The sequence below is a fragment of the Agrococcus terreus genome, assembly GCF_014645235.1.
GTDB classification, from domain to species: domain Bacteria; phylum Actinomycetota; class Actinomycetes; order Actinomycetales; family Microbacteriaceae; genus Agrococcus; species Agrococcus terreus.
The window spans coordinates 648,072-674,721 of the sequence record NZ_BMLM01000002.1 but is presented as its reverse complement, the minus strand read 5'-3'; the positions used below and the strand labels follow the sequence as shown (position 1 = coordinate 674,721).

30 protein-coding genes are annotated in these 26,650 nt (G+C 73.8%); 12 read left to right on the top strand and 18 right to left on the bottom strand.

Annotated elements, in window-relative coordinates:
• Window positions 1-43: 43 nt before the first annotated feature.
• The 6 genes from IEW90_RS13055 to IEW90_RS13030 all read right to left on the bottom strand — a co-directional run bounded on the left by IEW90_RS13055 (window position 44) and on the right by IEW90_RS13030 (window position 3,901).
• Complete coding sequence (locus tag IEW90_RS13055) at window positions 44-307, bottom strand: hypothetical protein (protein ID WP_188718705.1); 264 nt, start codon at window positions 305-307, stop codon at window positions 44-46.
• A gap of 101 nt (window positions 308-408) precedes the next feature.
• The gene (locus IEW90_RS13050; RefSeq protein ID WP_188718704.1) at window positions 409-1,020 is read right to left on the bottom strand and encodes a dihydrofolate reductase family protein; all 612 of its coding nucleotides are present in this window, start codon (window positions 1,018-1,020) and stop codon (window positions 409-411) included.
• Between the two features lie 67 nt (window positions 1,021-1,087).
• Window positions 1,088-1,510, bottom strand: a complete 423-nt coding sequence (locus IEW90_RS13045) for a DUF3054 domain-containing protein (RefSeq protein WP_188718703.1) — start codon at window positions 1,508-1,510, stop codon at window positions 1,088-1,090.
• Between the two features lie 249 nt (window positions 1,511-1,759).
• A complete protein-coding gene (locus IEW90_RS13040; RefSeq protein ID WP_229679672.1) occupies window positions 1,760-2,464 on the bottom strand; it encodes a GOLPH3/VPS74 family protein in 705 nt (234 codons plus the stop codon).
• On the bottom strand, window positions 2,461-3,018 hold the full coding sequence (locus IEW90_RS13035) for a small multidrug efflux protein (protein WP_229679671.1): 558 nt from the start codon (window positions 3,016-3,018) through the stop codon (window positions 2,461-2,463). The genes IEW90_RS13040 and IEW90_RS13035 overlap by 4 nt, the downstream gene beginning before the upstream one ends.
• Before the next feature lie 100 nt (window positions 3,019-3,118).
• Window positions 3,119-3,901, bottom strand: coding sequence for a MerR family transcriptional regulator (locus IEW90_RS13030; protein WP_188718702.1), 783 nt, complete (start codon window positions 3,899-3,901; stop codon window positions 3,119-3,121).
• 183 nt (window positions 3,902-4,084) lie between these two features.
• Here IEW90_RS13030 and IEW90_RS13025 point away from each other — a divergent pair, with 183 nt between their 5' ends.
• The gene (locus tag IEW90_RS13025) at window positions 4,085-4,594 is read left to right on the top strand and encodes an HNH endonuclease (protein ID WP_188718701.1); all 510 of its coding nucleotides are present in this window, start codon (window positions 4,085-4,087) and stop codon (window positions 4,592-4,594) included.
• 156 nt (window positions 4,595-4,750) lie between these two features.
• Window positions 4,751-7,240 (top strand): DEAD/DEAH box helicase, encoded by a 2,490-nt coding sequence (locus IEW90_RS13020; RefSeq protein ID WP_188718700.1) that lies wholly within the window; start codon window positions 4,751-4,753, stop codon window positions 7,238-7,240.
• Between the two features lie 113 nt (window positions 7,241-7,353).
• Here IEW90_RS13020 and IEW90_RS13015 read toward each other — a convergent pair whose 3' ends face one another.
• Window positions 7,354-8,610 (bottom strand): M20 family metallo-hydrolase, encoded by a 1,257-nt coding sequence (locus IEW90_RS13015; protein ID WP_188718699.1) that lies wholly within the window; start codon window positions 8,608-8,610, stop codon window positions 7,354-7,356.
• Between the two features lie 73 nt (window positions 8,611-8,683).
• Window positions 8,684-10,318 (bottom strand): amidohydrolase, encoded by a 1,635-nt coding sequence (locus IEW90_RS13010; RefSeq protein WP_188718698.1) that lies wholly within the window; start codon window positions 10,316-10,318, stop codon window positions 8,684-8,686.
• A gap of 133 nt (window positions 10,319-10,451) precedes the next feature.
• Between IEW90_RS13010 and IEW90_RS13005 the strand changes: the two genes are divergently transcribed.
• Complete coding sequence (locus IEW90_RS13005; protein WP_188718697.1) at window positions 10,452-11,666, top strand: helix-turn-helix domain-containing protein; 1,215 nt, start codon at window positions 10,452-10,454, stop codon at window positions 11,664-11,666.
• A gap of 212 nt (window positions 11,667-11,878) precedes the next feature.
• Window positions 11,879-13,216 carry an MFS transporter gene (locus IEW90_RS13000; protein ID WP_188718696.1) on the top strand — a complete coding sequence of 446 codons (1,338 nt, stop codon included), beginning with the start codon at window positions 11,879-11,881 and terminating at the stop codon, window positions 13,214-13,216.
• 187 nt (window positions 13,217-13,403) lie between these two features.
• Here the strand turns inward: IEW90_RS13000 and IEW90_RS12995 are convergent, their stop codons facing one another.
• Complete coding sequence (locus tag IEW90_RS12995; protein ID WP_188718695.1) at window positions 13,404-14,072, bottom strand: VOC family protein; 669 nt, start codon at window positions 14,070-14,072, stop codon at window positions 13,404-13,406.
• 173 nt (window positions 14,073-14,245) lie between these two features.
• Between IEW90_RS12995 and IEW90_RS12990 the strand changes: the two genes are divergently transcribed.
• Window positions 14,246-14,440: a hypothetical protein gene (locus IEW90_RS12990; RefSeq protein ID WP_188718694.1), complete on the top strand. Its 195-nt coding sequence runs from the start codon at window positions 14,246-14,248 to the stop codon at window positions 14,438-14,440.
• Between the two features lie 131 nt (window positions 14,441-14,571).
• Window positions 14,572-15,012: a nitroreductase family deazaflavin-dependent oxidoreductase gene (locus tag IEW90_RS12985; protein WP_188718693.1), complete on the top strand. Its 441-nt coding sequence runs from the start codon at window positions 14,572-14,574 to the stop codon at window positions 15,010-15,012.
• Between the two features lie 112 nt (window positions 15,013-15,124).
• Here IEW90_RS12985 and IEW90_RS12980 read toward each other — a convergent pair whose 3' ends face one another.
• On the bottom strand, window positions 15,125-15,328 hold the full coding sequence (locus tag IEW90_RS12980; protein WP_188718692.1) for a hypothetical protein: 204 nt from the start codon (window positions 15,326-15,328) through the stop codon (window positions 15,125-15,127).
• Window positions 15,325-15,945, bottom strand: coding sequence for an SDR family NAD(P)-dependent oxidoreductase (locus IEW90_RS12975; RefSeq protein ID WP_188718691.1), 621 nt, complete (start codon window positions 15,943-15,945; stop codon window positions 15,325-15,327). Before IEW90_RS12975 ends, IEW90_RS12980 begins: the two co-directional genes overlap by 4 nt.
• Before the next feature lie 141 nt (window positions 15,946-16,086).
• Between IEW90_RS12975 and IEW90_RS12970 the strand changes: the two genes are divergently transcribed.
• Window positions 16,087-16,761: a DNA alkylation repair protein gene (locus IEW90_RS12970; protein ID WP_268236837.1), complete on the top strand. Its 675-nt coding sequence runs from the start codon at window positions 16,087-16,089 to the stop codon at window positions 16,759-16,761.
• 51 nt (window positions 16,762-16,812) lie between these two features.
• Here IEW90_RS12970 and IEW90_RS12965 read toward each other — a convergent pair whose 3' ends face one another.
• The 3 genes from IEW90_RS12965 to IEW90_RS12955 all read right to left on the bottom strand — a co-directional run bounded on the left by IEW90_RS12965 (window position 16,813) and on the right by IEW90_RS12955 (window position 19,185).
• Window positions 16,813-17,016 (bottom strand): hypothetical protein, encoded by a 204-nt coding sequence (locus IEW90_RS12965; protein ID WP_188718690.1) that lies wholly within the window; start codon window positions 17,014-17,016, stop codon window positions 16,813-16,815.
• Window positions 17,017-17,159: 143 nt separating this feature from the next.
• A complete protein-coding gene (locus IEW90_RS12960; protein WP_188718689.1) occupies window positions 17,160-17,801 on the bottom strand; it encodes an NAD(P)-dependent oxidoreductase in 642 nt (213 codons plus the stop codon).
• Window positions 17,802-17,913: 112 nt separating this feature from the next.
• Window positions 17,914-19,185 carry a glycosyltransferase gene (locus tag IEW90_RS12955; protein ID WP_188718688.1) on the bottom strand — a complete coding sequence of 424 codons (1,272 nt, stop codon included), beginning with the start codon at window positions 19,183-19,185 and terminating at the stop codon, window positions 17,914-17,916.
• A 228-nt stretch (window positions 19,186-19,413) separates the two neighbouring features.
• Here IEW90_RS12955 and IEW90_RS12950 point away from each other — a divergent pair, with 228 nt between their 5' ends.
• Window positions 19,414-20,295, top strand: a complete 882-nt coding sequence (locus IEW90_RS12950; protein WP_188718687.1) for a manganese catalase — start codon at window positions 19,414-19,416, stop codon at window positions 20,293-20,295.
• Between the two features lie 93 nt (window positions 20,296-20,388).
• On the opposite strand, the gene IEW90_RS12945 is transcribed toward IEW90_RS12950, so the two are convergent.
• Window positions 20,389-21,762 (bottom strand): DUF6421 family protein, encoded by a 1,374-nt coding sequence (locus IEW90_RS12945; RefSeq protein WP_188718686.1) that lies wholly within the window; start codon window positions 21,760-21,762, stop codon window positions 20,389-20,391.
• 284 nt (window positions 21,763-22,046) lie between these two features.
• On the opposite strand from IEW90_RS12945, the gene IEW90_RS12940 reads away from it, so the two are divergent.
• Window positions 22,047-22,559, top strand: coding sequence for a hypothetical protein (locus IEW90_RS12940; protein WP_188718685.1), 513 nt, complete (start codon window positions 22,047-22,049; stop codon window positions 22,557-22,559).
• Here the strand turns inward: IEW90_RS12940 and IEW90_RS12935 are convergent.
• Window positions 22,556-22,894 (bottom strand): hypothetical protein, encoded by a 339-nt coding sequence (locus IEW90_RS12935; protein WP_188718684.1) that lies wholly within the window; start codon window positions 22,892-22,894, stop codon window positions 22,556-22,558. The genes IEW90_RS12940 and IEW90_RS12935 overlap by 4 nt on opposite strands.
• Before the next feature lie 43 nt (window positions 22,895-22,937).
• Window positions 22,938-23,750 carry an exodeoxyribonuclease III gene (locus tag IEW90_RS12930; protein WP_188718683.1) on the bottom strand — a complete coding sequence of 271 codons (813 nt, stop codon included), beginning with the start codon at window positions 23,748-23,750 and terminating at the stop codon, window positions 22,938-22,940.
• 82 nt (window positions 23,751-23,832) lie between these two features.
• Here IEW90_RS12930 and IEW90_RS12925 point away from each other — a divergent pair, with 82 nt between their 5' ends.
• From IEW90_RS12925 to IEW90_RS12915, 3 genes are all read left to right on the top strand, one after another.
• On the top strand, window positions 23,833-24,402 hold the full coding sequence (locus IEW90_RS12925; RefSeq protein ID WP_188718682.1) for a DinB family protein: 570 nt from the start codon (window positions 23,833-23,835) through the stop codon (window positions 24,400-24,402).
• A gap of 206 nt (window positions 24,403-24,608) precedes the next feature.
• A complete protein-coding gene (gene pyrE, locus IEW90_RS12920; RefSeq protein ID WP_188718681.1) occupies window positions 24,609-25,160 on the top strand; it encodes an orotate phosphoribosyltransferase in 552 nt (183 codons plus the stop codon).
• 155 nt (window positions 25,161-25,315) lie between these two features.
• A complete protein-coding gene (locus tag IEW90_RS12915; protein WP_188718680.1) occupies window positions 25,316-26,239 on the top strand; it encodes an AEC family transporter in 924 nt (307 codons plus the stop codon).
• On the opposite strand, the gene IEW90_RS12910 is transcribed toward IEW90_RS12915, so the two are convergent.
• Window positions 26,236-26,616 carry a hypothetical protein gene (locus tag IEW90_RS12910; RefSeq protein WP_188718679.1) on the bottom strand — a complete coding sequence of 127 codons (381 nt, stop codon included), beginning with the start codon at window positions 26,614-26,616 and terminating at the stop codon, window positions 26,236-26,238. The genes IEW90_RS12915 and IEW90_RS12910 overlap by 4 nt on opposite strands.
• Window positions 26,617-26,650 lie beyond the last annotated feature (34 nt).

The following is a 26,650-nucleotide window of genomic DNA, read 5'->3' as shown; positions in this document are numbered from 1 at the left end:
TGACGGCGCCTGGCACGGCCGCCGATGACGCCGTTCGAGGGCGTCAGCCCTGCATCGGAGTGAGCGACCCGCCGTGCAGCACGGTCTGCACGTCGGCCGTCGTCATGCCGACGAGCGTCGCGATGTCGACCGGCAGGAGGCCGTCCTCGTGCAGCCGCACCAGCAGCTCCCGCAGCCGCCCCTCGTCGAGGTACGCCGAACGCAGGTGGGCCTGCAGCGAGCCGATGATCGCACGCGCCTGCGACCCCGCCAGACGCTGCGACGCGCTGGCGAGCGTCGCATCGCCGTCCGCACCGAGGTCGCTCACGGTCGCGACTGTACGCCTGCCGGGTCGCGCCGCGCCCGGGCCCGGGCAGATTGCCAGCCGAGCCGCTCCGCCGGTCGCGCGGGGTCGGAGGCCCGGCGGTCTCAGCGCGGGATCGGCGCGTCCTCGGGCACGGTCGGCGGCGGGGTGCGCAGCGCGCGGTACCGCAGCAGCAGCGAGCCGCCGGGGAAGGCCCGCGGCGCCTCCGCCAGCGCGAACGTCTCGGCGGGCGTCCCGGTCGGGAACAGGTGCGCCCCTTCGCCGAGCACCACCGGCGCCACCCACAGGTTCAGCTGGTCGACGAGCCCCTCGCGCAGCAGCGTCTGCAGCAGCGCGCCGCTGCCCCACGTCTGGATCTCGCGATGGCGGGCCCGCGCATCCGCGACCGCCGCCGCGTCCTGCAGCAGCGTCGTCCCCTCCCACGACAGCTCCGCGTCGCCGCGCGAGACGACGTACTTCGGCGCGGCGTCGAATGCGGTGCCGATGCGGTCGGTCCTGCCCGGCCAGTAGCCGCGGAAGATGTCGTACGTGACCCGGCCGAGCAGCAGCGCGTCGGCGCGCTCGACGTCGGCCATGAGCACCTCGCCCGAGTCCGCATCCCCGTACGGGTTCTCCCAGCCGGCGTAGCGGAACCACCCGTCCTGCGCCGTCGGGCCGCCGTTCGCGGTGATCACGCCGTCGAGCGTGACGTGCATGTTGGCGTGCAGCTCGCCCATGGTGCCTCCTCGTCGCCCGCTCGCATCCTGCCCCTCGGAGCGGATGCGCGCCAGGGGCGGGCGGGGATCAGGCGGTGGCGCTCGTGGACGGCCGCCGGCGCCCGCGCACGAAGCCCGAGATCAGCCGCCAGCCGACGAGCAGCACCAGCAGCGTGATCGTCGCGACGATGACGAACGGCACCGCGGTGCCCTGCCCCAGCAGGAAGCGGCCGAGCATCCCGCCGAGCACCGTCACGAGCCAGACCGGCACGCCGGTGCGGATCGCGGCGAGCGGCGCCCGCCACGCGAGCGTGAACGCCCAGCCGAGCGCGAGCGCCACGAGGAACGGCAGCGCCACCTGCCCGACGCCCCACGGCGTCACGACGCCCTCGTTGTGGCTCGCGAGGCCGACGGCGGCGAACAGCAGCACCGAGGCGACGTCGGCGACGAGTGCGAGCACGACGTCGCGGCCGGATGCGGGGGCCGGGGGAGTGCGGGGCGTCTCGGTCACCGCGCCACGGTACCGCCGCCCGCCCCGCCGCCGCGCGCCCCGCCTGGTCTCAACCGGCTCGTTGGTCGGGCATCGACGTGAGGTCGATGCCCGACCAATGGCCCGGTCGAGACCAGGTGCGAGGGGCGAGGGCGCCAGCACGCCTGCCGTCGTCCGGCATCGCAGGCTCAGCGGCGATGGGACGGGATAGTCGCGCCCGCTCGCCGCTGAGCCTGCAAAGCCGGAACGGACGGCCGGAACGGAGGGAAGTCAGCGGTTCGGCAGCACCGACGCGGCGATCACCACGTTGTTCGTGACGATCGCGGTCATCGCGCGGGTCACCGCCGAGGCCGCCGCGCCCGCGCCCCAGTCGCCCTGCTGCAGCGCGGTCGCGCGCGCGATCACCGGCGACGTCCACGGGATCTCGCCGTGCAGCTGCGGCATGGCGCCGCTCGCGAACAGCAGCGCCGCGAGCGCGGCCGTGCGGGGCGACGGCTCGGCGCCGTCCACGAGCACCGCCCGCACCTCCGCCATGAGGGCGGCCCGACGCGGTCCGCCGTCGCCCTCGAGCACCGTCGTCTCGAACAGCCCCAGCGCCTTGCGGGTGCCGCGCTCGATGTCACCGCGGTCGACGAGCCGCTCGAGCACCGGCTCGCGCAGGTGCGGCCCGAGCCCTGCCAGCACCGCCTGCACGCCGCGCGGCTTCTCGACCAGGTGGTCCCACATCTGTCGCAGCAGCGGATCGGCGGGCACCGCATCCGTCGCCTCCACGCGGTCGCCGCGGCCCTCGGCGGCGCGCGCGTGGCCGCCGAGGCCGAGCTCCGAGAGCACGGCGCCTGCCATGACGTAGAAGAGCACGCCCTCGGCCGCGATCACGCCGGTGCCGCGCGCCCCCGCGCGGGGCTGGAACAGCAGCAGCATGACGTCCTCGGCGAGCGTCGGCTCGGCCTGCGCGCGCCCGAGCTCGGCGGTCACGAGAGCACCGCCTGCACCGCGAACCACAGGATCGAGGTCGTCAGCGTCGTCCACAGCACGATCGCGATGCCCTGCCACAGCAGCACCCAGCCGCGCGGCACGCCCGAGCCGACGAGCGTGGCGGCCGTGAAGTGGGTCGGGATCGCGAGCGGGCCGAGCAGGCTCGCGCCGGGCACGCCGAAGCGCACGAGCCAGCGCTTGAACCGCTGCTTGCCCTTCGACTCCGGCTTCGCGGGCTGCGCCTCGGCGCCGGCCGGCGCGGTCTCGTCGTCCATCGCGGCGCCGCCCGCGGCCACCGCGCGGCGGCTCACGACCGCCTCACGCGTGCGGGAGGTGACGAGCACGACGACGAGGACCGCCAGGAAGTTGCCGACGGCGGCGGCCATGCCGGCGACGATCGGGTGGATGCCACCGATGACGCCGATGGGCGCGCCGCCCTCGCCCTCGATGAACGGCACCATGCCCGCGAGCAGGACGATGAGCGGCTGCACGACCTCGGGCACCTGGGCCACGAGCTCCTGGAAGCCTCGGATGAGATCGGCGATGGGGTTCACGGATGTGCTCCTCGGGTCGGATGCGCACCGCATCTCGGTGCGCACGATCCAGTAGGCACCGTGTGGTCACCACAGGGTCAAGGGGGTACTGCGGGCGGGCTCAGGAGGGGTCAGGCACGGCGCCCGGCAGCCGCGGCTCGGGCAGCACGATGCCGCGCTCCGCGAGCAGCGCGCGGGCGAGGACGCTCGCGCGGCCGAGCACCTCGAGCTGCGCCTCGTTGTACAGCTCGACCACGGCCTCCACGAACGTCGCCTGCGTGACGCCCTCGCTCTTCGAGAGCCGCGAGGTCGGGTCGTTGAGCCAGGGGTAGTCGACGAGGTGCTGCGCCAGGCCGGGCGCCATCTGCTCGGCGAGCGCGATGCGCGCCGCCTCGTCGGTCTCCGGCGCGAGCGACTGGAAGGCGCTCTCGATCTCGCTCTCGATGTCCTGCTCGACCATCGTCCGGAGGTCCGCGAGCGCGTCCTCGTCATAGAGCTGCGAGTAGATGTGCAGGATCGAGCTGTCGGCGACGCTCAGCCGCGACGCCACCGCCTCGAAGCCGCGCGGGCCGTCGGCGGGCGCGCTGCCGTCGAGGATCGCGCGGATGTCCTCGCGCGCCTGCTGCAGGTGCTCGATGCGCTGCGCGAGGTCGTCGTCGACGGCCCGCAGCGCATCCGGCGCCTCCGCCCCGCCGGTGCTGAGCGCCTCGATCTGGCCGAGCGGCACGCCCAGGTCGACGAGGCGGCGGATGCGCAGCAGCTGCACGAGATGGCCGACGCCGTACTGCTTGTAGCCGTTGACGCGCCGCTCTGGCTCCGGGAGCAGCTGCAGCTGGTGGTAGTGCCGGACGGTGTTCACGGTCGTGCCGGCGAGCTCGGCCAGCTCGCGCGTGCTCCAGGGCATGCCCCGACGCTAGCCGCGCCGCCTGCGCGCCCCCTGCCCGCGTCCCCGCGGATCTCAACCGGCTCAGTGGTCGGCCGAAGCGATAATCCCCTCGAGCGACCACAGGACCGGTTGAGATCCGAACAGAGCGGCTTCGGGCGGTAACCTGAGCATCGCTCTGGTTCACGGCCTGGGGAGGCGGCGATGGACGCGATGGAGATGGTGCTCGCGACGCTCGGCACCGTGTGGCGCGCAGTCTCGGCGACTCCGCAGCTGTTCGTGCCGGCGCTCGTCATCATGATCCTGCTGATCGTCGTCAACGCGCCGATCCCGGGCCGCGGGCCGCGCAGTGCGAAGCGCGACCCCTGGCGCGGGTTCAAGTACGCGCCGCGCGCCGCCGTCCTCCACCGCGCGGGCGGCCGTTGCGAAGGTTCCGCCTTCCTCGCGTGGGGTCGCTGCGACGAGCCCGCGACGGATGTCGACTACGTCTATCCCTGGTCGAAGGGCGGCCCGACGGTCACGAGCAACGGGCAGGCGCTGTGCCGCGGCCACAACCGCAACAAGAGCGCGTGGACGCCGCCGTGGTGGTACGTCGTCACGCTCGAGCGCCGTCGCCGCAGCTACTTCCCGGCCGGCATCCCGGTCGAGGTGCGGGCCGTCATGACCGACGAGGAGCGCGCGGCCCGCGAGCGTCGCCGCCCCGCCACCCGCTGACCTGCCGCATCTGCGCGGATCTCAACCGGCTCAGTGGTCGGCCGAAGCGATAATCCCCTCGAGCGACCGCAGAGCCGGTTGAGATCCGGAGCAGCGCCCTGCTCCTGGTGGGGCGGACGCGAGCAGAGCCAGCCGCAGTGCGGGAGGATCGACGGGATGCCCCTCCTCGACCACGCCCCCAAGCCCTGGGACCCCGACGCCGCGTTCGACGCGTTCGCCGCCTGGTCCGAGGAGCGCGGCCTCAGCCTCTACCCGGCCCAGGAGGAGGCGCTCATCGAGATCGTGAGCGGCAGCAACCTCATCCTCTCGACCCCCACCGGCACGGGGAAGTCGCTCGTCGCCGTCGGGGCCCACTTCGCCGCGCTCGCGCAGGGGCACCGCAGCTTCTACACCGCGCCCATCAAGGCGCTCGTGAGCGAGAAGTTCTTCCAGCTCGTCGACATCTTCGGCGCCGAGCAGGTCGGCATGGTGACGGGCGACTCGAGCGTCAATGCCGACGCCCCGATCATCTGCTGCACCGCCGAGATCCTCGCCAACCTCGCGCTCCGCAAGGGCGCGGAGGCCGACGTCGGCCAGGTGGTCATGGACGAGTTCCACTTCTACGCCGACCCGCAGCGGGGCTGGGCGTGGCAGGTGCCGCTCCTCACGCTCCCGAAGGCCCAGTTCGTGCTCATGTCGGCCACGCTCGGCGACGTGACGCGCATCGCCGACGACCTCAGCGAGCTGACCGGCCGCCCCACCGCGCGCGTCACCGGCGTCGGGCGCCCTGTGCCGCTCGCGTACGAGTACGCGATGACGCCCGTGCACGAGACGATCGAGGAGCTGCTCGCCACCCAGCGCGCGCCGGTCTACATCGTCCACTTCGCCCAGGCGGCCGCGCTCGAGCGGGCGCAGGCGCTCAGCTCGGTGAAGATCGTCAGCCGCGAGCAGCGCGACCGCATCGCCGAGGCGATCGGAGACTTCCGCTTCACCACCCGCTTCGGCCAGACGCTCTCGCGGCTCGTGCGCGCCGGCATCGGCGTGCACCACGCCGGCATGCTCCCGAAGTACCGCCGGCTCGTCGAGCAGCTCGCGCAGCAGGGCCTCCTGCGCGTCATCTGCGGCACCGACACGCTCGGTGTCGGCATCAACGTGCCCATCCGCACCGTGCTGCTCACCGGCCTCACGAAGTTCGACGGGCAGCGGATGCGACACCTCACGGCGCGCGAGTTCCACCAGATCGCGGGCCGCGCGGGCCGCGCCGGCTACGACACCGCCGGCACCGTCGTCGCGCAGGCGCCCGAGCACGAGGCCGAGAACGCGAAGCAGCTCGCGAAGGCCGGCGACGACCCGAAGAAGCGCCGCAAGCTCGTGAAGAAGAAGGCGCCCGACGGCTTCGTCTCCTGGGGCAAGCCCTCGTTCGAGAAGCTCATCGACGCCGAGCCGGAGCCGCTGCAGCCGCAGATGCAGGTGAGCCACTCGATGCTGCTCAACGTCATCGGCCGCGGCGGCGACGCCTTCGCCGACATGCGCGACCTCATCCGCGCCTCCCACGGCACCTGGCGCGACCACCTCGCGCTCGAGCGACGCGCGCTCGCGATCTTCACGACCCTCCGCGCCGCCGGGGTGGTCGAGGTGCACGACGACGAGCCGCGCATCCGCCTCACCGTCGACCTGCAGCCCAACTTCGCGCTCAACCAGCCGCTCTCGCCGTTCGCGCTCGCCGCGATCGACATGCTCGAGCCCGCCTCGCCGACGCACGCGCTCGACGTGGTCTCGATCATCGAGGCCACCCTCGACGATCCGCGGCCCATCCTCTCGCAGCAGCAGTTCCTCGCCCGCGGCGAGGCGGTCGCGGCGATGAAGGCCGAGGGCATCGAGTACGAGGAGCGCATGGAGCTCCTCGAGGGCATCACGCATCCGAAGCCGCTCGACGAGCTGCTCACCGCGGCGCTCGCGGTGTTCGCGCAGTCGCAGCCGTGGGTCTCGGACTTCGCCCTCTCGCCGAAGACGGTCGTGCGCGACATGTGGGAGCGGGCGATGACCTTCGCCGACTACGTGCAGCACTACGGGCTCTCGCGCTCCGAGGGGCTCGTGCTGCGGTACCTGTCGGACGCGTACCGCGCGATCCGCCAGACGGTGCCGGAGGAGGCGAAGAGCGAGGACCTGCTCGACCTCATCGAGTGGCTCGGCGAGGTCGTGCGGCAGGTCGACTCGAGCCTGCTCGACGAGTGGGAGGAGCTGCTGCATCCCACGGCTCCGGGCGAGGCGCCGGTGGCGCCGCCGCCCCCGCCGTCGGTGGTCGCGAACCCGCGCGCCTTCCGCATCCTCGTGCGCAACGAGCTGTTCCGGCGCGTGCAGCTCGCGGCGCTCGACCGCGCCGACGACCTCGGCGAGCTCGACGGGCCGTCGGGCTTCGGGGCGGATGCGTGGGGCGAGGCGCTCGACGCCTACTTCGACGAGCACGGCGCGATCGGCACGGGGGCGGATGCGCGCAGCAGCCGGATGCTCGTGGTCGACGAGGGCGCGGAGGTCTGGGAGGCGCAGCAGATCCTCGCCGACCCGGCGGGCGACCACGACTGGCGCATCTGGGCGACGATCGACCTCGCCGCCTCGGCGGAGGCCGGTGCGGCCGTCGTGCGCGTGACGCGCGTCGGCCGGCTTTAGCCCGGCTTCGCGCTGGCTCTGTCCAGTCTCAACCGGGCCATTGGCAGGGCAAGCGGATCATCCCCTCGGCCGACCACTGAGCCGGTTGAGACCAGGAACAGCGGGGCGGGGCGCTACAGGCCCGGCACGAACGCCGCGTCGGCGCCGAGCTCACCGGCCACGAGCCGCGCCGTCACCTCGGTCATGAGCGCGACGCCGGCGAGCGCATCCGAGTCGCTGGTCGCCTCGCCCTCGTTGTGCGAGATGCCCTGGATGCTCGGCACGAAGAGCATCACGGTCGGCGCGACGTCCTTCATGTTCGTGGAGTCGTGGCCGGCGACCGTCATGGTCGGCGCGTGCGTGAGCCCGAGCGCGGCCGCCGCCGACCGCGCGAGCTCGACGCCCTCCGGCTGGTACGACAGCAGCCCCCACTGGTGCGTGAGCCGCCGCTCCACGCGCACGCGGGCGCGCTGCTCGACCTGCGCGATGCGCTCCTCGAGCAGCGCGTTCGCGCGCGCGAGCACCGCCTCGTCGGGCGAGCGGAGGTCGAGGTTGATCTCCACCCGGCGGGCGATCGTCACGGGGGAGTTCGGGGCGAGCTCGAGCTCGGAGACCGAGGAGTGCAGGAGCCCCTCGGGCAGCTCCTCGGTGAGCTCGCGCGCGGCGACGATGAGGAGCGCGGCGCCGAAGAGCGCGTCCTTGCGGTCGGCCATGATCGTCGAGCCCGTGTGGCTCTGCTCGCCGTGCACGACGATGCGGTACTTGCTCGCCGCCCACGTGCGGTCGACGAGCCCGATGGTCGTGCCGGACTCCTCGAGCCCGCGGCCCTGCTCGATGTGGATCTCGGCGTACGCGGCCACCGGCGGCACCGCCAGGTCGAGCGCGTCGCCCGGGGTGGCGATCGCGTCGGCGACGGATGCGCCCGCCCGGTCGGTCGCGGCGAGGGCGGTCTCGAGGGGCAGCGAGCCGGTGAGCACCGACGAGCCCATCATGCTCGGCGTGAAGCGGCTGCCCTCCTCGTTGAACCAGTTGACGACGGCGAGGTTGCAGGCGGCGGTCAGCTCGCCCGCGCGGACGCGGCGCACGACCTCGCGCGCGGCGTGCGCCGCGGCGAGCACGCCGTAGGCGCCGTCGAAGCGGCCGGCGAGCGGCTGGGAGTCGAGGTGCGAGCCGACGAGCACGTAGGGGGCGCCGGGCACGAGCTCGACGAGCCCGTACTGGTTCGAGATCGCGTCGTGGCGCACGGCGAAGCCCGCCTCCTCGAGCCAGCCGCGGAACCACGCGCGCACGGCGTGGTCCTCGGGTGTGCCCGCCTCGCGCTCGACGCCGCCGCCGGGCGTCGCGCCGTGCGTCGACATCGCGGCGAAGTCCTCGAGGAAGTCGGTGTCCATGTGCCCTCCTTGGCATGGGCCGCGCGAGCGGCCGATGGTCGTGGGCCGCCGCAGCGCGGCGGCGGTCGATCGGTCAGCGGGCGTCGAGGCCGCCGTGCGTGGGGTCGCCGCCGACGTACGTGGCGACGACGTCGATCGCGCCGATCCGGTCGGTCGCCACGGCGTGCGGGTCGTCGCCGAGCACCACGAGGTCGGCGAGCGCGCCGCGGGCGAGGACGCCCTTCCGGCCGGCCCAGCCGGTCGCCTCGGCGGCGCCGACGGTGCAGGCGCGAATGGCCTCGGTCACCGAGAGGCGCTCGTCGGGCCCGTACTGCGCCCCCGTCTCGGTGCGGCGCTCGACGAACGACTGGATCACGCGCAGCGGCTCGCCGGGCGCGACCGGGCGGTCCGAGCTGCCGGCGAGCACGGCGCCGGCGCGCAGCACGCTCGCGGCCGGGTAGGAGCGGCCCGTGCGCTCGGCGCCGAGCTTCGCGGCCATCCCGTCGCCGAACTCGTCGATGAACCGCGGCTGCGGCACGAGCGAGACGCCGAGCGCCGCCATCCGCTCGAGCTGCTCCGGGCGCACGACGCCCCCGTGCTCGATGCGGCTCGGCATCGCGGCGCGGCCGTGCGCGGCCTGCGCCTCGTCGATGACGTCGAGCGCGTACTCGACGGCGGCGTCGCCGATCGCGTGCAGCGCGAGCGCCCACCCGCCGGCGGCGGCGCGCAGCACCCGCCGCCGCATCTCGTCGGGGTCGCCGAGCAGGTAGCCGTGGTTGCCGTGGTCGTGCTCGTAGTCCTCGCTCATCGCGGCGGTCGAGCCGAGCAGCGAGCCGTCGGTGAACACCTTGACGGGGCCGAGCTGCAGCCGGTCGTCGCCCACGCCCGAGCGGATGCCCGCGGTGAGGCCGACGGCGCGGGGGTCGTCGTCGTGGCCGTCGAGGTCGACGAGGGCGTCGAGCGTCACCATCGCCTGCATGCGCGTGCGGAGCAGCCCGCGCTCGTGGGCGCGCTGGTAGGCGGCGAACTCGCGCGGGCTGTGGCCGATCCAGCCGCCGGCGATGCCCGCGTCGGTCACCGAGGTGAGGCCCTCGCGGGCGTACTGCGCCGTGGCGAGGCCGAGCGCCTCCTCGATCCGCACGAGCGGGTCGGGGAGCAGCACGTCCTGCACGAGCCGCATCGCGTTCTCCTCGAGCAGCCCCGTGGGGCGCCCGCGCTCGTCGCGCACGATGACCCCGCCGAGCGGGTCCTCTCGCGGGCCGTCGTCGACGCCGATGCGGCGCAGCGCCGCCCCGCTGAGCGTCGCGGCGTGGCCGGAGGCGTGCTTGATCCACACGGGCCGGCCGTCGCTCGCGCGGTCGAGGGCGTCGCGGTCGACGCGGCCGTCGAGCCCGAGCGGGTTGAAGCCGGAGGCGATGATCCACTCGCCGTCGGCCGAGCGCCCGGACGCCTCGCGGATCCGGTCGTAGACGCCGTCGGGCGTGCGCTCGGCGGCGAGGTCGACCTCGGCGAGCGTCTGCCCGAACCACACGCTGTGGGCGTGGGCGTCGTTGAAGCCGGGGAGCACGGTGGCGCCGCCCGCGTCGAGCACGACGTCGGCGCGCGCGCCGTCGAGCTCCTCGTCGAGGCCGACGATGCGGCCGGCCCAGATGCCGATGCGGCTGGCGGTCGGCCGCGCGGGGTCGAGCGTGCGCACCCGGGCGTCCTCGATGATCGCGTCGATGCGCACGTCGGCCCTCCTCGTCTGGCGTGCTCCCATTGAAACTGGGCAGGTCGCCAGCGACAATGCGAGCACGACACGGAAACGGGGCCCTAGGCTGTGCACGCGCACAGCGGACGGCCGCGGTGCGGGAGGGAGCCCCGTGATCGACGCACGCGCGCCGCAGGATGCCGGCTGGCGCGAGCTCGTCGCGCGGCTCGACGCCGAGATGGATGCCGTGGTCGACGACTTCATGGCCGAGCTCGGCGCCCGCGCCCTCTACGACCGCGACGCCGTGAGCCAGGACGACCTCCGAGACACCGCCGTCGCCACGCTGCGGATGCTCGTCGCCCGCATGGGCGGCGCCGTGCCTGCGGCCGGCTCGTGCCGCACCACGCCGACGGCGGGGATGGACAGCACCGCGACGACGGCCGACGACGCGGCGCTCGCGACCTCGCTCGGCGTGCGCCGGGCGCGCCAGGGCGTGCCGCTCGACGCGCTGCTCGAGGCGGTGCGGCTGGACTTCCGGGTGCTGTGGCGCTGGCTGCAGCGGCTCGCCGGCGAGGAGCAGCGCGCCGAGCTCGTCGACCAGGTGGAGTGGGTGCTCACGGTCGTCGAGCAGTACGTCGACGAGGTGCAGCAGTCGTTCCTGCGCGAGCGCGCCGCGATGCAGCGCGACGCGCGGCTCGCCACGGAGCGGCACCTCGCGCGACTGCTGAGCGGCGATCCGCCGCGGCCCGCGACGGTCGACGCGATCGCGCAGGGGCTCGGCGTCGCGGCGGACGCCGAGTTCGACCTCATCGCCGTGCCCGTCGAGCGCATCGAGCTCGTGCAGCGCGCCGCGGCCGCGCGGCTCGCGTCCGGCGCCGTCTTCGGGCACAGCCACGGCGACGCGTACTGCGTGTTCTGGGTGCGCGACGACGAGCCGCTCCCCGCCGAGCTCGCCGAGCTGCCGGGCGTCCTGCTCCGGAGGCTCGAGGGGCTCCGCGGGGTGGCGGAGGGCGCGCGGGCGGCCCTCGCGCTGCTCGACGCTGCGCCCGCGGGCTCGGCGCTCGCCGGGCTCGACGAGCTGTGGCCCGCCGTCGCCGCGCACCATCTCGGCGAGCTCGTGCCCGGCTTCGTCGAGCAGCGCCTCGCACCGCTCGACGAGCTCACCGGCTACCAGCGCGCCTCGATCCTCGCCACGGTGCGGGCGTACCTCGACACCGGCTCCGTCCACGCCGTCGCGAAGCGGGTGTTCTGCCACCGGAACACGGTGCTGAACCGGCTGGCGGCCTTCCGTGACCGGACCGGGCTCGATGTGCAGGTGCCCGTCGAGGCCGCCCTCGCGCACGTCCTGCTCGCGTCACGGGCGAGCGACTCGCCCGCCGACCCCTGAGGCGCCTGGGCGACTGCACAATCCAGCGGTTCGAACGCGCGTCGCCCCGCCATTGAGCGCCTCCGCGCCAGCCGCGACGATGGCAGGACGCCGGCGGAGGCCGAGGCGATCGCCGGCAGGCGGCCCGCAGCGCGCGGACGTCGCCCTCGCACCGCATCCCAGCACCGCGACCCGGCGTCCCGCACGGCGCAGGGCCTCGAGGAGGAGAACCCATGACCCAGGCAGACGGCGCCGCCACGGCGCCCCCGGCCGACGAGATCGTCGTCAGCCCCAAGGACGTGCGCCGCATCGCCGGCGCCGCCTTCGTCGGCACCGCGCTCGAGTGGTACGACTACTTCCTGTTCGGCACAGCCGCCGCGCTCGTGTTCAACCGGCTCTTCTTCACCGAGCTCGATCCGAGCGCCGCCGTGCTCGCATCGCTCGCGACCTTCGGCGTCGGCTTCGCCGCCCGCCCCATCGGCGCGTTCATCTTCGGCGTGCTCGGCGACCGGATGGGCCGCCGCCCCACGCTCGTGCTCACGATCGTGCTCATCGGCATCGCGACCGGCGTCATCGGCCTCCTGCCGACCTACGCCGACATCGGCCTCCTCGCCCCCGCGCTGCTCGTGACGCTGCGCCTCCTGCAGGGCCTCGCGGTCGGCGGCGAGTGGGGCGGCGCGACGACGATCGCCATCGAGCACGCGCCGGTGTCGCAGCGCGCCCGCTACGCGGCGCTCGTGCAGGTGGGCTCCCCCGTCGGCACGCTCATGTCGTCGGGCGCGATCGCCCTCGTGCTGCTGTTCCCGCCCGCCGACTTCGACGCGTGGGCGTGGCGCCTCCCCTTCCTCGCGGCCTTCCCGCTGCTCGCGATCGCGCTCTGGATCCGCCTCAAGGTCGAGGAGTCGCCGATCTTCGAGGACCTCGTGCGCCTCGACCAGCGCGCGAAGGTGCCCGCGCTGCAGGTCTTCACGAAGGCCTGGGGTCGGCTCATCGTCGCGGTCGCGGCGGCCTTCCTCGGCGTCGGCGGCTTCTACGTCATGAACACCTTCGTGGTGAGCTACGCGGCGAACACGCTGGGCGTCGACCGCCAGGTCGCGGTGAACGCGACGCTCATCGCCGCCGGCGCGCAGATCGTCGTGATCCTGCTCTGCGGTCGCCTGGCCGAGCGGATGGGTCCGGGCCGCGTGACGTTCTGGGGCGGCATCCTCACGGCCGTCGCCGCGGCGCCGCTGTTCTGGCTCATCGACACCGGCTCGCCCCTCGCCATCACGTTCGCGGTGACCGCCGGCATCGCGCTGCTCACCATCACCTACGCCGTCACGGGGGCGCTGCTCACCGAGCTCTTCCCGCCCGAGCTGCGCTACAGCGGCGTCTCGCTCGGCTACAACATCGCCGGCGCGCTGTCGGGCTTCCTGCCCTTCGTCGCCACCTGGCTCATCAGCCTGAACGAGGAGCCCGTGTCGTGGCCCGCCGTGGTGATCCTCGCGATCGTCTCGCTCATCACGGCCGCCGGCGGCTTCTTCGGCGAGCGCCTGCGGGTGCGCGACAAGGAGATCGTGCAGAGCGCCTGACGCACGTCCGCCACGAGGGCCGGTCCGCTGTCGCGGGTCGGCCCTCGTGCGGTCGGCAGCCGGGCTCGCCCGCCGCTCGCTCGCGCACCGCCGCCTGGTCTCAACCCGGCTATCGATAGGGCATCGACCTCAGCTCGATGCCCGACCACTGAGCCGGTTGAGACCAGGGGAGGCGGAGGCCGGCGGGTCAGTCGCGCGCGTCCGGCCAGCCGGCGATGTCGACGCCGTGGTTGTCGGGGGAGGCGAGGGTCGACCACATCGGGGCGCGCGAGTCGTCGGCGAGGCGGCCCTGTGCGGCGAGCGCCGCGTCGACGCGCACCTGGCGCTGGTCGGCGGGCACGAAGACGTCGAGGTGCGTGCGGCCGCGGCCGGCGGCGTCGCCGGAGATCGGGTTCATGGCCAGCTGCGGGCCGCGGCGCAGCGGGTCGACGGCGTCGCCGTCGCCGAGCGGCTCGTAGCCGAGCGCCGCGAGGAAGAACGGCCGCACGTCGGCCCCGCTGTGCTGCGCGACGTAGAGCTGGATCGCCTGCACGCGCGACGGATCCGCAGCGAGGCCGCGCTCGGCCGCGGCGCGCGACACCTCGGCTGCGAACGCCGGCGCACCTGCCGGGATGCCCTGGAAGTCGCGGTCCGGCACGCTCACCACCACCGCCTCCGGGCGCACGTCGACGTCGGGCAGCACGCCCGCGCTCGCCGCGGCGGCGACGATCGGCGCGACGAGCGATGTCGCGTGCTCGAGCGACGTCGCCAGGAACACCGCCTGCGGGCCGGTGGCGACGATCCGCCAATCCTCGACCCCGGATGCGCGGTGGAAGTCCGCCCCCGAGATCCGCTCGTCGCCCGTGCTCGCGTCCATGCCGCTCCTCTGCTCGGCCTCCAGCATCCTCGCCGCGCCCCGGCATCTCAACGGCTCCGTGCGCAGCATGCCCCCGGATCCGGGGTCGTCGTGCGCGCAGAGCCGTTGAGATCCGAGGTGGCGGCGTGACGCTCGCGGCGCGGCGGAAGCCGGACGCCGCGTAGCCTCGGAGCATGGACGACGCCACGATCACGCCCGTCGAGCTCTCGCGCGAGCTCGGGATGGACCGCAAGGGCAAGCAGATCCGCGGCTTCCTGCGGAACCCCGCCGACGGCCAGGGCCCCTTCGAGGGCCACGAGATCGGCACGGAGTGGCACCTGACGCCCGCGCAGGCCGACCGCATCCGCGCGCACTTCCGCAAGGGCTGACGCCCCGCCGCGGCGCGCCGCGGAACACCGACCTCCGCCCGAGCGTTCTCAACCGGGTCAGTGGTCGGCGGAGGGGATAGTGCCCTTGGACGACCACAGAACCGGTTGAGATCGACGCGAAGGAGCATGAGATGCCGCTGCAGGGAGAGTACGCACCGAGCACGTCCGCATGGGCGCGCGAGCAGGCGGAGCGGTTCGAGGCGACGAACGGCGCCGAGGCCAACGACATGAACGGCATGCCGATCATCGTCCTGACGACGGTCGGCGCCCGCAGCGGCAAGCTGCGGAAGACCGCGCTCATGCGCGTCGAGCACGACGGCGACTACGCCGTCGTCGCGTCGAAGGGCGGCGCCCCCGAGCACCCCGTCTGGTACTGGAACATGCGCAAGCATCCGCACGTCGAGCTCCACGACGTCGGCCACAAGCACGACTACATCGCGCGCGAGCTGCCCGACGGTCCCGAGCGCGACGCCTGGTGGGCCCGGTCGGTCGAGGCCTACCCGCCCTACGCCGACTACCAGGAGAAGACCGACCGCCTCATCCCGGTCTTCGTGCTCGAGCGCGCGCACTGATCCCGACGGCTCTGCGCGCAGCACGGCCCCGCATGGGGCGGGATGCTGCGCGCAGACCCGTTGAGATCGGGCGGAGGCTCACGGGGTCGGCGCGGATGGCGCTCTCGCGCGGTCAGCCCTCGCGCGCGTCCGCGCCGCCGCCCTCGCGGGGCGCCTCGACCGAGCCCGAGCGGAACCAGCCGAACGCGGCGATGACGAAGAGCGTGGCCGAGATCGTCCGCGGGAGCACCGTGCCGGTCAGGAGGAAGACCAGTGCGATGATCGCGGCGAGCAGCCACCAGAACGGGTGCGGCGAGGGGCGCCACTGGCCGCTCACGGCCGCGCCCCCAGATCGCTGGCGATCTCGGCCGCGAGCTCGTCGACGTCGGTCGCGCCCGGGAACGCGCGCTCCGGCTCGGCGGCCCGCTGCTGCGCCGTGATGAGCGCCTTCACGCGCTTCACGACGATGCGGGCCGGCGTCTCGCGCAGCGCGTGCCCCACCGCGGCGAGCCACGCCTCCGCGGCCGCCTTCAGCGCCACGTAGCTGGCGTTGCCGGCGGTGGGCCGCTCGAGGCCGGTGGTCGAGATCGCCACGATCGCGCCCGCCTCCGACCGGCCGATCGCGTCGGCGAACGCCCGCGTCGTGTGGCGCAGCGTGCCGACGACGCGCGGCTCGAGCCACGCCCAGTCCTCGTCGGTCTGTCCCGCGAGCCCGCCGCCGCCGCGCCAGCCGCCCACGAGGTGCACGAGCGCGTCGAGCTCGCCCACCTCGGCCGCGAGCGCGTCGACGGCCGCCGCATCCGTGAGGTCGCACACGAACCGCTCGCTCGCGTCGACGAGGCCGAGCCGGTCGGCGTCTGACCCGACGACGATCACGTGGTGCCCCGCATCCAGCAGCGCGGTGGCGGTGGCGGTGCCGAGGGCGCTCGTGGCGCCGGCGATGAGGATGCGCATGGGCTCCATCCTGCCGTCGTCGCCTGGGCGGCGCGACGGGGCGCGGCGGGCTGACTGAAGGCCGGATGCGCGGAGCCGGTTGCGGGAGGGAACGCGCGTCGGCGCGGCGGGCTACCCTCGGCGCAGGAGCGAGGAGGCGCCGTGCCCACCACCACCGAGACCACCGCGGCGGAGCTGCTCGACGAGCTCGCGTCCATCGAGGATCCGCGGATGCGGGCCGTCAACGAGCGGCACGGCGACGACCACGGCGCCAACCTCTCGAAGCTGCGCGCGATCGCCAAGCGGCTGAAGCAGCAGCATCCGCTCGCCCTCGAGCTCTGGGCCACGGGCCGCACCGACGCTCGGCTGCTCGCGCTGCTCGTCGCGCGGCCGAAGGCCTTCGACGAGGCGGAGCTCGACGCGATGCTGCGCGAGGCGCGCGCTCCGAAGGTGCTCGACTGGCTCACGAACTACGTCGTGAAGCAGAGCTCCCATGCCGAGGCGCTGCGGCTCGCGTGGCTCGGCGACGCCGACCCCGTCGTCGCCGCGGCAGGCTGGGCGCTGACGAGCCACCGGGTCGTGAAGTCGCCCGAGGGGCTCGACCTGCCCGGCCTGCTCGACACCATCGAGGCGGAGATGGCGGATGCGCTGGGCCGGCTCCAGTGGGAGATGAACACGTGCCTCGCGCAGATCGGCATCGTGCATCCCGAGCTCAGGGCGCGCGCGATCGCGATCGGGGAGCGGCTGCGGGTTCTGGAGGACTACCCCACCCCGCCGAACTGCACCTCGCCGTACGCGCCGGCATGGATCGCAGAGATGGTGCGGCGGCAGGGGTAGGTCCCCAGCACGCGAGCCTCCGCTCCACCGGAGGCGTGCGGTGCCCGAGGCTCAGCCGTCGGCGTCGTCGTGCTGTGCCGCGCCGGCTCGCGCTGCCTGCACGAACCGCAGCACCTCGCTCTCGGCGGCGACGGGGCCGCCCGCGCCGTTCAGCTGCTCGAGGACGGATGCGACGGCCTCCTCCTCGGTGCCGTCGAGGGGGACGCGGAAGCCGCGGTCGAGGAAGCGCTCGAAGTCGGGGTCGGTGTCGGTCATGACGACCACGGTGCCATCTGTGCCCCGATGCGGGCTGGGTACGCAGCGGGTCGAGCCGGGCGGAGGCTCCTCCCGCCGGTAGAGACGGACGGCGCCGGAGGCGCCGCCCGCGCTCCTCGACCCGCGGGTGGGGCCGCGAACCGTCAGTACGCGAACGAGATGTGCTCGCGCACGTGCGCCGCGGCCTCGATCTCGTCGACGACCGCCAGGCCGAAGTCCGGACCTGAGATCGCCGTGCGGCCGTCGGCGTCGAAGAACGCCTGCTCGCCGCCCGTGCGGTACGCGCCGCGGCGCGTCTGGTCCTCGATGTAGCCGCCGAACTCGCCGGCCGGGCTGATGTACGTCCAGTCGAGGTCGGGCGTCGCCGCGAGCGCCTCGTACGCGGCGAGCAGCTCCTCCGACTCCGGCTTGTAGGCCGGCTCGAACGCGGGCGTCTCGACGATGCGCACGCCGTCCTCGCCCTTGAGCGAGCCAAAGCCGCCGACCACGAGGAACCGCGCGTCGGTGCCGGCGAGCCGCTCGGCGACCTCGGTGTAGACGCCGAGCACCTTGCCCGCCATGTCGCCGCGCGGCGAGAGCGCGCCCACGACCACGTCGGCGCCGTCGATGGCCTGCGCGAGCACGTCGCCGTCGAGCGCGGAGCCCTGCAGCACCCGGGCGCCGGCCGGCGCGTCCTGGGGCGCGGAGCGCGAGAGCAGCGTGAGCTCGTGCCCGCGCGCCGCCGCCTCCTTCGCGATCCATCCGCCCGCGAAGCCCGTCGCGCCCAGCACCGTGATCCTGGCCATGCTCTTCCCTCTCGTCGTGGAGCAGTACGGAGGTGGGCAACCGGATGCGCGGCGCGGGCATTCCGGATCCGCCCAGGCCGCCGCGGTCGGCGTCGACGCGCGGGCTCAGCGCTCAGCGGGCGTGGTCGTCGGCCCGAGCCGGCCCGGTGGGGTCCTCGTCGCCGGGCAGCCGCGCCTCGACGAGGTCGGCGGCTCGGGCGGCTCCACCGGCCGCGCGCAGCCCCTCGGCCGCCGCCTGGGCCCCGGATCGCATGCCGCTCGCCTCCCGGACGGCCGCGCGCAGCGCCGCGGGGGTGAGCCGCCTCCGGTGCACGCGCACCCCCGCGCCCGCGTGCTCGACGCGCGCGGCCACCTCGAACTGGTCGCGTCCCCACGGGACCACGACCACCGGCACGGCGCGCGAGAGCGCCTTCACGGTGACCCCCGTGCCGCCGTAGGTGATCGCGCACATCGCGCGGTCGAGCAGCGGCCCGTGCGGCGCGAACTCCACCACCCGCGCGTTCGGCGGCACCTCGAGCCGCGGGTCGACGCCGGCGGGCATCGTCGCGACCACGGTGACGGGCTCGTCGTGCAGCGCCTCGAGCGCCGTCCGCACGATCTGGTCGTCGAGCTGCAGCTCGGCCGAGGTCGTCACGACGACGATCGGCCCCTCGATCCCGCGCAGCGACCGCGGCATCGGCTCGGGCGGCTCCCACGCGATGTCGCCGACGAGCTGGAGGTCCGGCTCCCAGTCGACGTGCCGGTACTCGAGCGGCTCGGCGCTCGCGACGAGGGTGAGCGGCGCGCTGCGCACGAGGTCGTCGTTCGAGGCGGCCGGCGGCAGCCCGGCGACGCGCGCCCGCAGCGCGTTGCGCTCGCGGAGCGCGCGCGCCTCGGCGGGCCGCAGCACGAGCCGGTCGAACAGGGCGTCGCGCGCCCGGGCGATCGGGCCGTCGCCTGGCGCGAAGCCCGGCCCGTACGGCGGCAGCCCTGCCGAGCGCACGAAGGGCGCGTAGGGGGAGCACGCGACCCACGGCAGGCCCGACGCCTCCGCGACCGCCGCCGCGCCCCAGCAGTTGATGTCGGTCATCACGAGGTCGGGCCGGGACGCGTCGAGCAGCGACCGCAGGTCCGGCCCCTCGAGCTCGCCGCGCTCGAGGAAGGTGCTCATGATGCTGTGGAGGTCGTCGCGCAGGGACCGCGACTGCCAGTCGTCGAGCTCGAGCCGCTCGATGCGAGGGTCGATCGCGTCGGCCTGGAGCCCGAGGGCCCGCATCCGGGGCAGCATCGCGCGGGTGGTGCGCAGTCGGATGCGGTGCCCGCGGGCGCGGAGCGCCACGAGCACGCCCACCATCGGCATGACGTGCCCGGCGCTCGGACCGGTGTACGCCGCGATGGTGGCCATGCGTCGCCCTTCTCCCCTGGGGTCACCCTAGAGGGGGAGCCGATGATCCCGTACCCCGGGATGTTCCGGATGCCGCCCGGCCGCGCACATCTGTCCCCCGGATTCTGTACCCCAGATTCACAGCAAGCCGCCTCGGCGATTCCGTTGACGTACCCCGAACCGCGTCCGTAGCGTCCCGCGCACGGTCTGGGGCCGACCGGGCCCTCGGCACCATCCGGAGGGATCCTGATGTACTTCCACAAGCAGGAGCTGCAGCACAAGGCAGTGCCCGACAAGCCCGATGCGGTCTACGCCCGCAAGCTGCAGGAGGTGCTCGGCGGACAGTACGGCGAGATCACCGTCGCCATGCAGTACCAGTTCCAGGCCTGGAACATGCACATGCCGGGCAAGTACCGCGACCTCGTCTTCGGCATCGGCGCCGAGGAGATGGGCCACGTCGAGATGCTCGCGACGATGATCGCGCAGCTGCTCGAGAAGGCGCCGCTCGGCGTCACCGACGAGGCCGTCCAGGCGGATCCGACCGTCGCCGCGGTCGTCGGCGGCACCGACATCCAGCAGGGCATCGTCGCGGGTGCCGGCGCGCGCCCCGTCGACTCGATGGGCAACCCGTGGTCGGGCAGCTACATCACCGCGAGCGGCAACCTGCTCGCCGACTTCGCGGCGAACGCGAACGCCGAGATGCAGGGCCGGGTCCAGGTGGCCCGGCTCTTCCACATGACCGACGATCAGGGCATCCGCGACCTGCTGTCGTTCCTGCTCGCGCGCGACACCATGCACCAGAACATGTGGATGGCGGCAGCGGCCGAGCTGCGGGAGGAGGGCCACGAGGACTTCCCGGTGCCCAGCAACTTCCCGCTCCGGAAGGAGGATCGCGACGTGTCGTACGAGTACGTCAACTTCAGCGACGGCGCCGCGGCGGGGGAGGGCCGCTGGGCGAGCGGACCGACGCCCGACGGCAAGGGCGAGTTCAGCTACCGCGCCGAGCCGGAGCCCGGCGTGCCGATGCCGCCGCCGACGGTGCCGGATGCGCGCTGGTACGGCACGACGCCGAAGTCGAACACGATGGAGAAGATCGCCGGTGAGGTGCAGGACAAGCTGCACCAGGAGTAGCGCCTCCGCCGCGCCGACAGGTTCGGCACGACCGACGGGGTGCTGGCATGTCAGCACCCCGTCGGTGGATGCGCACCTGTCGCGCGCCGCGGCTCAGACGGACTCGGCCGTGATGCCCTTCGTCGAGGCGATGACGTCGCGCATCTTCTTCTCGAACGCCTCGTAGAACATCGAGAGCGGGAACTCGTCGTCCATCACCAGGTCGGTGAGCTGGCGGGGCGTGCCGTCGAGCGGCAGCTCGCCCGCCTTCCACGCGGATGCCGGGTGCGGCTCGACGACCGACGAGACGAGCTCGTACGCGGCGAGCCAGTGCGCGACCTTCGGACGGTCGATCGAGCGCCAGTAGAGGTGCTCGATCGCCTCGCCCAGCTTGTTCACGACGTCCGGCACCTCGTCCCAGTCGAAGGCGAGCTGCGTGTCGGTCCAGTGCAGCACCCGGTGCTGGTGCAGCCACGCGAACAGCAGCTGGCCGCCGAGGCCGTCGTAGTTGCGGGTGCGGCTGCCGGTGATCGAGAAGCGGAAGATGCGGTCGAAGATCACCGCGTACTGCACGAGCTTCGCGTGCTTCGCGAGGTCGCGGTCGGCGTCGGAGGCGTGCTCGTCGGCGGCGATGCGGCGCTCGATCGCGACCGACTCGCGGAACGCGGTGAGGTCGCAGCGCAGCTCCTCGAGCGAGTAGAGGAAGAACGGCATCCGCTGCTTGATCATGAACGGGTCGAACGGCAGGTCGCCGCGCATGTGGGTGCGGTCGTGGATGAGATCCCACATGACGAAGGTCTCCTCAGCCAGGCGCTGGTCGGCGAGCATCTCGGCAGCGTCGGCGGGCAGCTCGAGCTTCGTCACCTCGCACGCGGCCTCGACGACGCGGCGGAAGCGCGCGGCCTCGCGGTCCTGGAAGATCGCACCCCACGTGAACGAGGGGATCTCGCGCATCGCGACCGTCTCGGGGAAGAGCACGGCGGAGTTGGTGTCGTAGCCGGCGGTGAAGTCGATGAAGCGCAGCGGCACGAAGAGCGCGTTGCCGTAGTCGCCGGCCTCGAGGTCGGCGATGAAGTCGGGCCAGATGACCTCGACGAGCACGGCCTCGACCTTGCGGTCGGGCGAGCCGTTCTGCGTGTACATCGGGAAGATGACGAGGTGGCGGAGGCCGTCGACGCGGTGCTGCTGCGGCTGGAAGCGCTGCAGCGCGTCGAAGAAGTCGGGCTCGCCCAGGCCCTCGGCGGCCCAGCGCTCGAAGTCGGCGGCGGCCTGCGCGAGGTACTCCGCGTCGTGCGGGAACTCCGGCGCGAACTCGCGGATGCCGGCGACGATGTCGGCGACGTGGCCGCGGGCGGCGTCGTGGTGCGCGGCGTCCTCGACGGCGCCGCTCTTCGACTGCAGCGGCTGGAGCGCGGTGGCGGCGGCCTTGATGCGGAGCCAGGCGGGGTGCTGGCGGAGGTCGGCGGCGGTGGCCTGGGTCATCGTCATGGGAGCCTCCTCGGGTTCGGGGGAGTGGGGCGGACGTGCCGCGATCCCGCCACGGCGGGCGGGATCTGCGCGTGAAACCAGCGTATGGAGACTTCCGCGCACGTATCGTGCGTTCCGCCCCGCGTCTCCTGCCCGTTCCAGCGGGTGCGCTCGATGCGGCCGTCGGCCGCAACTCCGTTGCGTGGGGCCTCCTGGCGTGCTCCGCCTCAGGTCCGGCGCAGGGCCAGCGCAGTCCGCGAAGTGCACCCTGGCGCCGAGCCGGAGGCGAGACGTACCGTGAGCGCGTGAGCGACATCGCCCTCCCCTCGTCCGTCGCGGCGCCCGCCGCCGCCCGTCCCGTCGCCGTCACGGCCATCCGGGCCGCCGCGGCGGTCTCGCTCCACGTGGCCGCCACCGCCGTCCTGGCCTGGGTCATCGACCCGGTCATCTCCGAGACCGCGTTCTGGGCGTGGCCGAGCGCCGTGCAGGTGGAGCAGTTCTGGCTCCTGTGGGCCCAGACGACCGCGGCGCCCGCGCTGGTGTGGACGGCGCTCGTGCTCGCCCGCGCCGCCTCGCGGCGCAGGGTCGAGGGCACGTGGTCCGCGCTCTCCGCCATCGTCGTGGCGATCGTCGCCTTCGCGCTCGCGGTGCCGCTCATCGTGCTGCAGGTGCCGGTGCAGGCCACGGGCATCGCGCTCTCGAGCTGCATCCTCGCGGCGTGCGCGGGCGTCGTCGTGATCGCGGCGCAGGTCGCGCACGACCGGCGCGCGGCGGCGGCGCGCGGCGCGGCAGCGCACGGGGCGGAGGCCGCCGGCTAGACCATCGAGGCCGCGATGGCGAAGATCGTCCAGCACGCCGCGAGCGCGAGCAGCGGCGGCACGATCGCCCAGCCCTGCCGCATCGCCGCGGCCGCCGCGCCGACGCCGTTGCCCACGAGCGTCGCCACGAGGATGCCGATCCAGTAGAGCTGCCGGGCCGGGCCGTCGTCGGCGCCTGACGCATCCGCCGCCTGCTGCAGGCCGCCGTCGCCGACGGGCGCGAGCATGAGGATGCCGAGCAGGTTGCCGAACACGAGGATCCAGGCGGCGAGGCGCAGCCGCGACTCCCGCGTCCACTCGCGCCGAGGCTCGAGCTCCTCCTCGTCCCAGGTCACTGCTTCGTCCAGGTCACTGCGTCGTCCAGGTCACGGGACGGGCTCAGAAGATCATCGGGCGGTCGTCGTCGAGCTCGGTGTCGAGGTCGAGGTCGACGATGACCGGCACGTGGTCGGAGGGGGCGTCGCCCGAGCGCTCCATGCGGTCGATCGAGGCCTTCGCGACGAGGTCGGCGAGCTCCGGCGTGCCGAGCACGAAGTCGATGCGCATGCCCTCGCCCTTGTTCCAGCGGCCCGCCTTGTAGTCCCAGTAGGTGAAGCCGGGGGCGCGGTCGCGCACGACGTCGACGAGGCCCGCGTCGAGCAGCGCCTGGAAGGCGGCGCGCTCGGGCGGTGAGACGTGCGTGGCGCCGTCGAACGCGGCGATATCCCACACGTCCTCGTCGAGCGGCGCGATGTTGAAGTCGCCCATGAGCGCGAGCGGCTGGCCACGCCAGGTGGCCGTGAGGTCGGCGAGCACGCGCAGCCAGTCGAGCTTGTAGCCGTAGTGCGCGTGCTCGAGCTCCCGGCCGTTCGGCACGTAGAGGCTCCACAGGCGCACGCCCTCGACGGTCGCGCCCATCGCGCGCGCCTCGACGACGGGGTCACCCGTGTTCGCGTAGCCCGGCTGCCCCGGCAGGTCGCGCACGACGTCCGTCATCGGCAGGCGCGAGGCGATCGCGACGCCGTTCCACTGGTTGTGGCCGTGCGCCTGCACCTCGTAGCCGGCCGCCTCGAACGCCTCGTACGGGAACTGCTCGGTCTTGCACTTGATCTCCTGCATGGCGAGCACGTCGACGTCGCTGCGCTCCAGCCAGTCGACGATGCGGGCCGTGCGGGCGCGCACGGAGTTCACGTTCCAGGTGGCGATGCGCATGCCCCGAGCCTACGGGCGGCGGGCCACGCGCACCGCGCATCCCGATGGGGCGGCGCACAGGCGCCGGGGGCAGGATGTCCGGATGAGCTCTGCGCGCGAACGCTTCCTGGTCGCCCTCGATCTCTTCTCGGCCGAGGCGAGGGCGGGCGCCGACAACTTGGGGCTCGAGTCCGCGTGCGCCGACTGGTCGATCGCCGACGTGGTGCGGCACGTCACGGGCGTGCAGCAGGAGCACGCCGGCGCCGCGCTGCTCGGGTTCGCGGAGGGCGCGGGCCAGCTCACCGCCGAGCACGACAGCGTGATGGCCGAGGTCGCCGACCTCGACGCCGTCGACGCGTGGGAGCAGCTCGCCGCGCGCCTGCGCAACGCCGCCGTGGATGCGGGCGACGACGCCTTCCACGCGCTGCCGCTCGCGACGCTCGACATGGCGCTGCACGCGTGGGACGTCCGCTGGGGCAGCGCCCGCGTGGGCCTGGCCGAGAACCTCGACTTCCCGCTCGAGCTGCTCGAGTGGATGGAGCAGTTCCGCGAGCGCGCGAACGAGGAGACGATCCGTCGTCCCGGCATCTTCGCGGCGCCGGTCGAGCCGCCCGATGACGCGACGCGTTCGGAGCGCTTCGCCGCCTGGACGGGGCGCGACCCGCGGCCCTGAGGCGCTCCGCCGGGTCGAGGAGCGCTCTCGTCGGCACGAGAACCGACGGCCGGGACGGCCGTCGGCGCTGGCGTCGCGGCGGAGGCGCGAGAGCGCCTCCGCTTTCAGCTCCAGCGCGCTGGTCGAGGATCGCGCGGCCGCAGGCCGCTCGCGTCTCGAGACCACCCACCGCCAGCGCCGCACCCGTCAGCCTCTAGCCTGGAGCCGTGACCGCGCGCGACCAGCTCATCCAGCTCATCCGCGACGAGGCCGTCTTCCACGGCGACTTCGTCCTCACCTCGGGGAAGCGGGCGTCGTACTACATCGACCTGCGCAAGCTCTCGCTCGACCACCGAGCCGCGCCGCTCATCGGCGACGTGCTGCTCGACCTCATCGCCGACATCCCCGACGTCGCCGCGGTCGGCGGCCTCACGATGGGCGCCGACCCGCTCGCCAACGCCGTGCTGCACCGAGGGCTCGCGCGCGACCTCGCAGTCGACGCGTTCGTCGTGCGCAAGGAGCCGAAGGACCACGGCCGCGGCCGCCAGATCGAGGGCCCCGACCTCGCCGGCAAGCGCGTCGTCGTGCTCGAGGACACCTCCACCACCGGCGGCAGCCCGATCAAGGCCATCGAGGCGCTCCGCAAGGTCGGCGCGGAGGTCGTGGCCGTCGCCGTGATCGTCGACCGCGCGACCGGCGCGCAGGCCGCGATCGAGGCGGCCGGCGTCGAGTACCGCGCCGCGATCACCCTCGACGACCTCGGCCTCGCGGCCCAGTAGTTGCCGCCTGAGGGCGCGGCCTACCGCTGCGCATCCTCGCTCCTCCTCGCGTTCGCGGGGGGCGCGGATGCGAGGGCAGGGCGCGCGGGCCGGCGCGCTCGACCTGTCAGACTTGTCTGCAGAACTGATGAGGCGGGCGAACGACCGGAGGTGCCATGGGCGGTGTGCTGATCGGCTTCGCGATCATCGGCTTCGTCATCTTCGTCGGCTGGCTGCTCGCGCGGCTCGGCGTGGTCAACCAGGACGGCCGCCTCGTCCTCAACAAGACCTCGTTCTTCGCCGCGAGCCCCGCGCTGCTGTTCACCGTGCTCGCCGAGGCCGACGTGAGGCTGCTGTTCTCGGGCGTGCTCGCGGTGGCGGCGCTCGGCTTCCTCGGGGTCTTCGTCGTCTACGCGGTCGTCGCGCGCATCTGGTTCACGAAGGATCCGGCCCGGATCGCGCTCGCAGGCACCGCCTCCGGCTACAGCAACGTCAACAACATCGGCCTGCCCGTGGCGATCTACGTCATCGGCGACGCGCAGTTCGTGGGCCCGATGCTGCTGCTGCAGCTGCTCGTGCTCGCGCCGCTGCTGCTCGCGAGCCTCGACATCATGACGGCCGGCAGAGCCTCGCTCGTCGGCATCCTCACCCAGCCCTTCCGCAACCCGATGCTCATCGGCGGCGCGCTCGGCGCGATCGTCTCGGCCCTCGACATCCAGGTGCCGCAGCCGGTGCTCGCGCCGCTCGAGATCCTGGGCGGGGCCGCGGTGCCGCTCATGCTCCTCGCGTTCGGCATCTCGCTGCGCGGCGACCGGCCGCTGCAGCCGGGGACCGGCCGCAAGGAGATCGCACTGGCGGTGGCGCTGAAGTCGCTCGTGCTGCCGGCGTTCGTGTTCGTGCTCGCGCGCTTCGTCTTCCAGCTGGACGACCAGCTCGTCTACGCGTGCACGATCATGGGCGCGCTGCCGACCGCGCAGAACATCTACCAGTACGCGCTCCGCTACGACCGGGCGACCGTCATCTCGCGCGACATCGTGCTGCTCACCACGGTGCTGTCGCTGCCCGTGATGCTCGTGATCGCTGCGCTCCTGAAGCCCTAGCGGGCGGCGCCGGGGCCCGGCCACTCGGTGAGCGGCGGCGCAGGCCGCAGGCGACCCGTCTCGGGCACCGGCACCTCCCAGAACGCCTGCTCGGCGCCGATGTCGCCGAAGTCGTCGCGCTTCACGCGGATCCGCTGCGGCGTCGCCTCCACCACCCGCACGCGCACGTCGCGTCCGTCGACATCGAGCAGGAACGGCTCCATGAGCCACGCGAGGCCGTGCGCCTCGAGCGCCTCCTCCGCCTCCAGCCAGTCGGCCGGCTCGCCGAGCGGCCGGCCGAAGAGGTCCATCGCCTGGAAGCCGTCGCCCGCCTCGCGCAGGTAGCCGACCAGCTCGCGGTCGGCGCGGCGGTGGGGGATCCAGTCGGCGGGGATCATGCGGCCAGGCTAGCCGCGCGCCTGCACGCTGAGC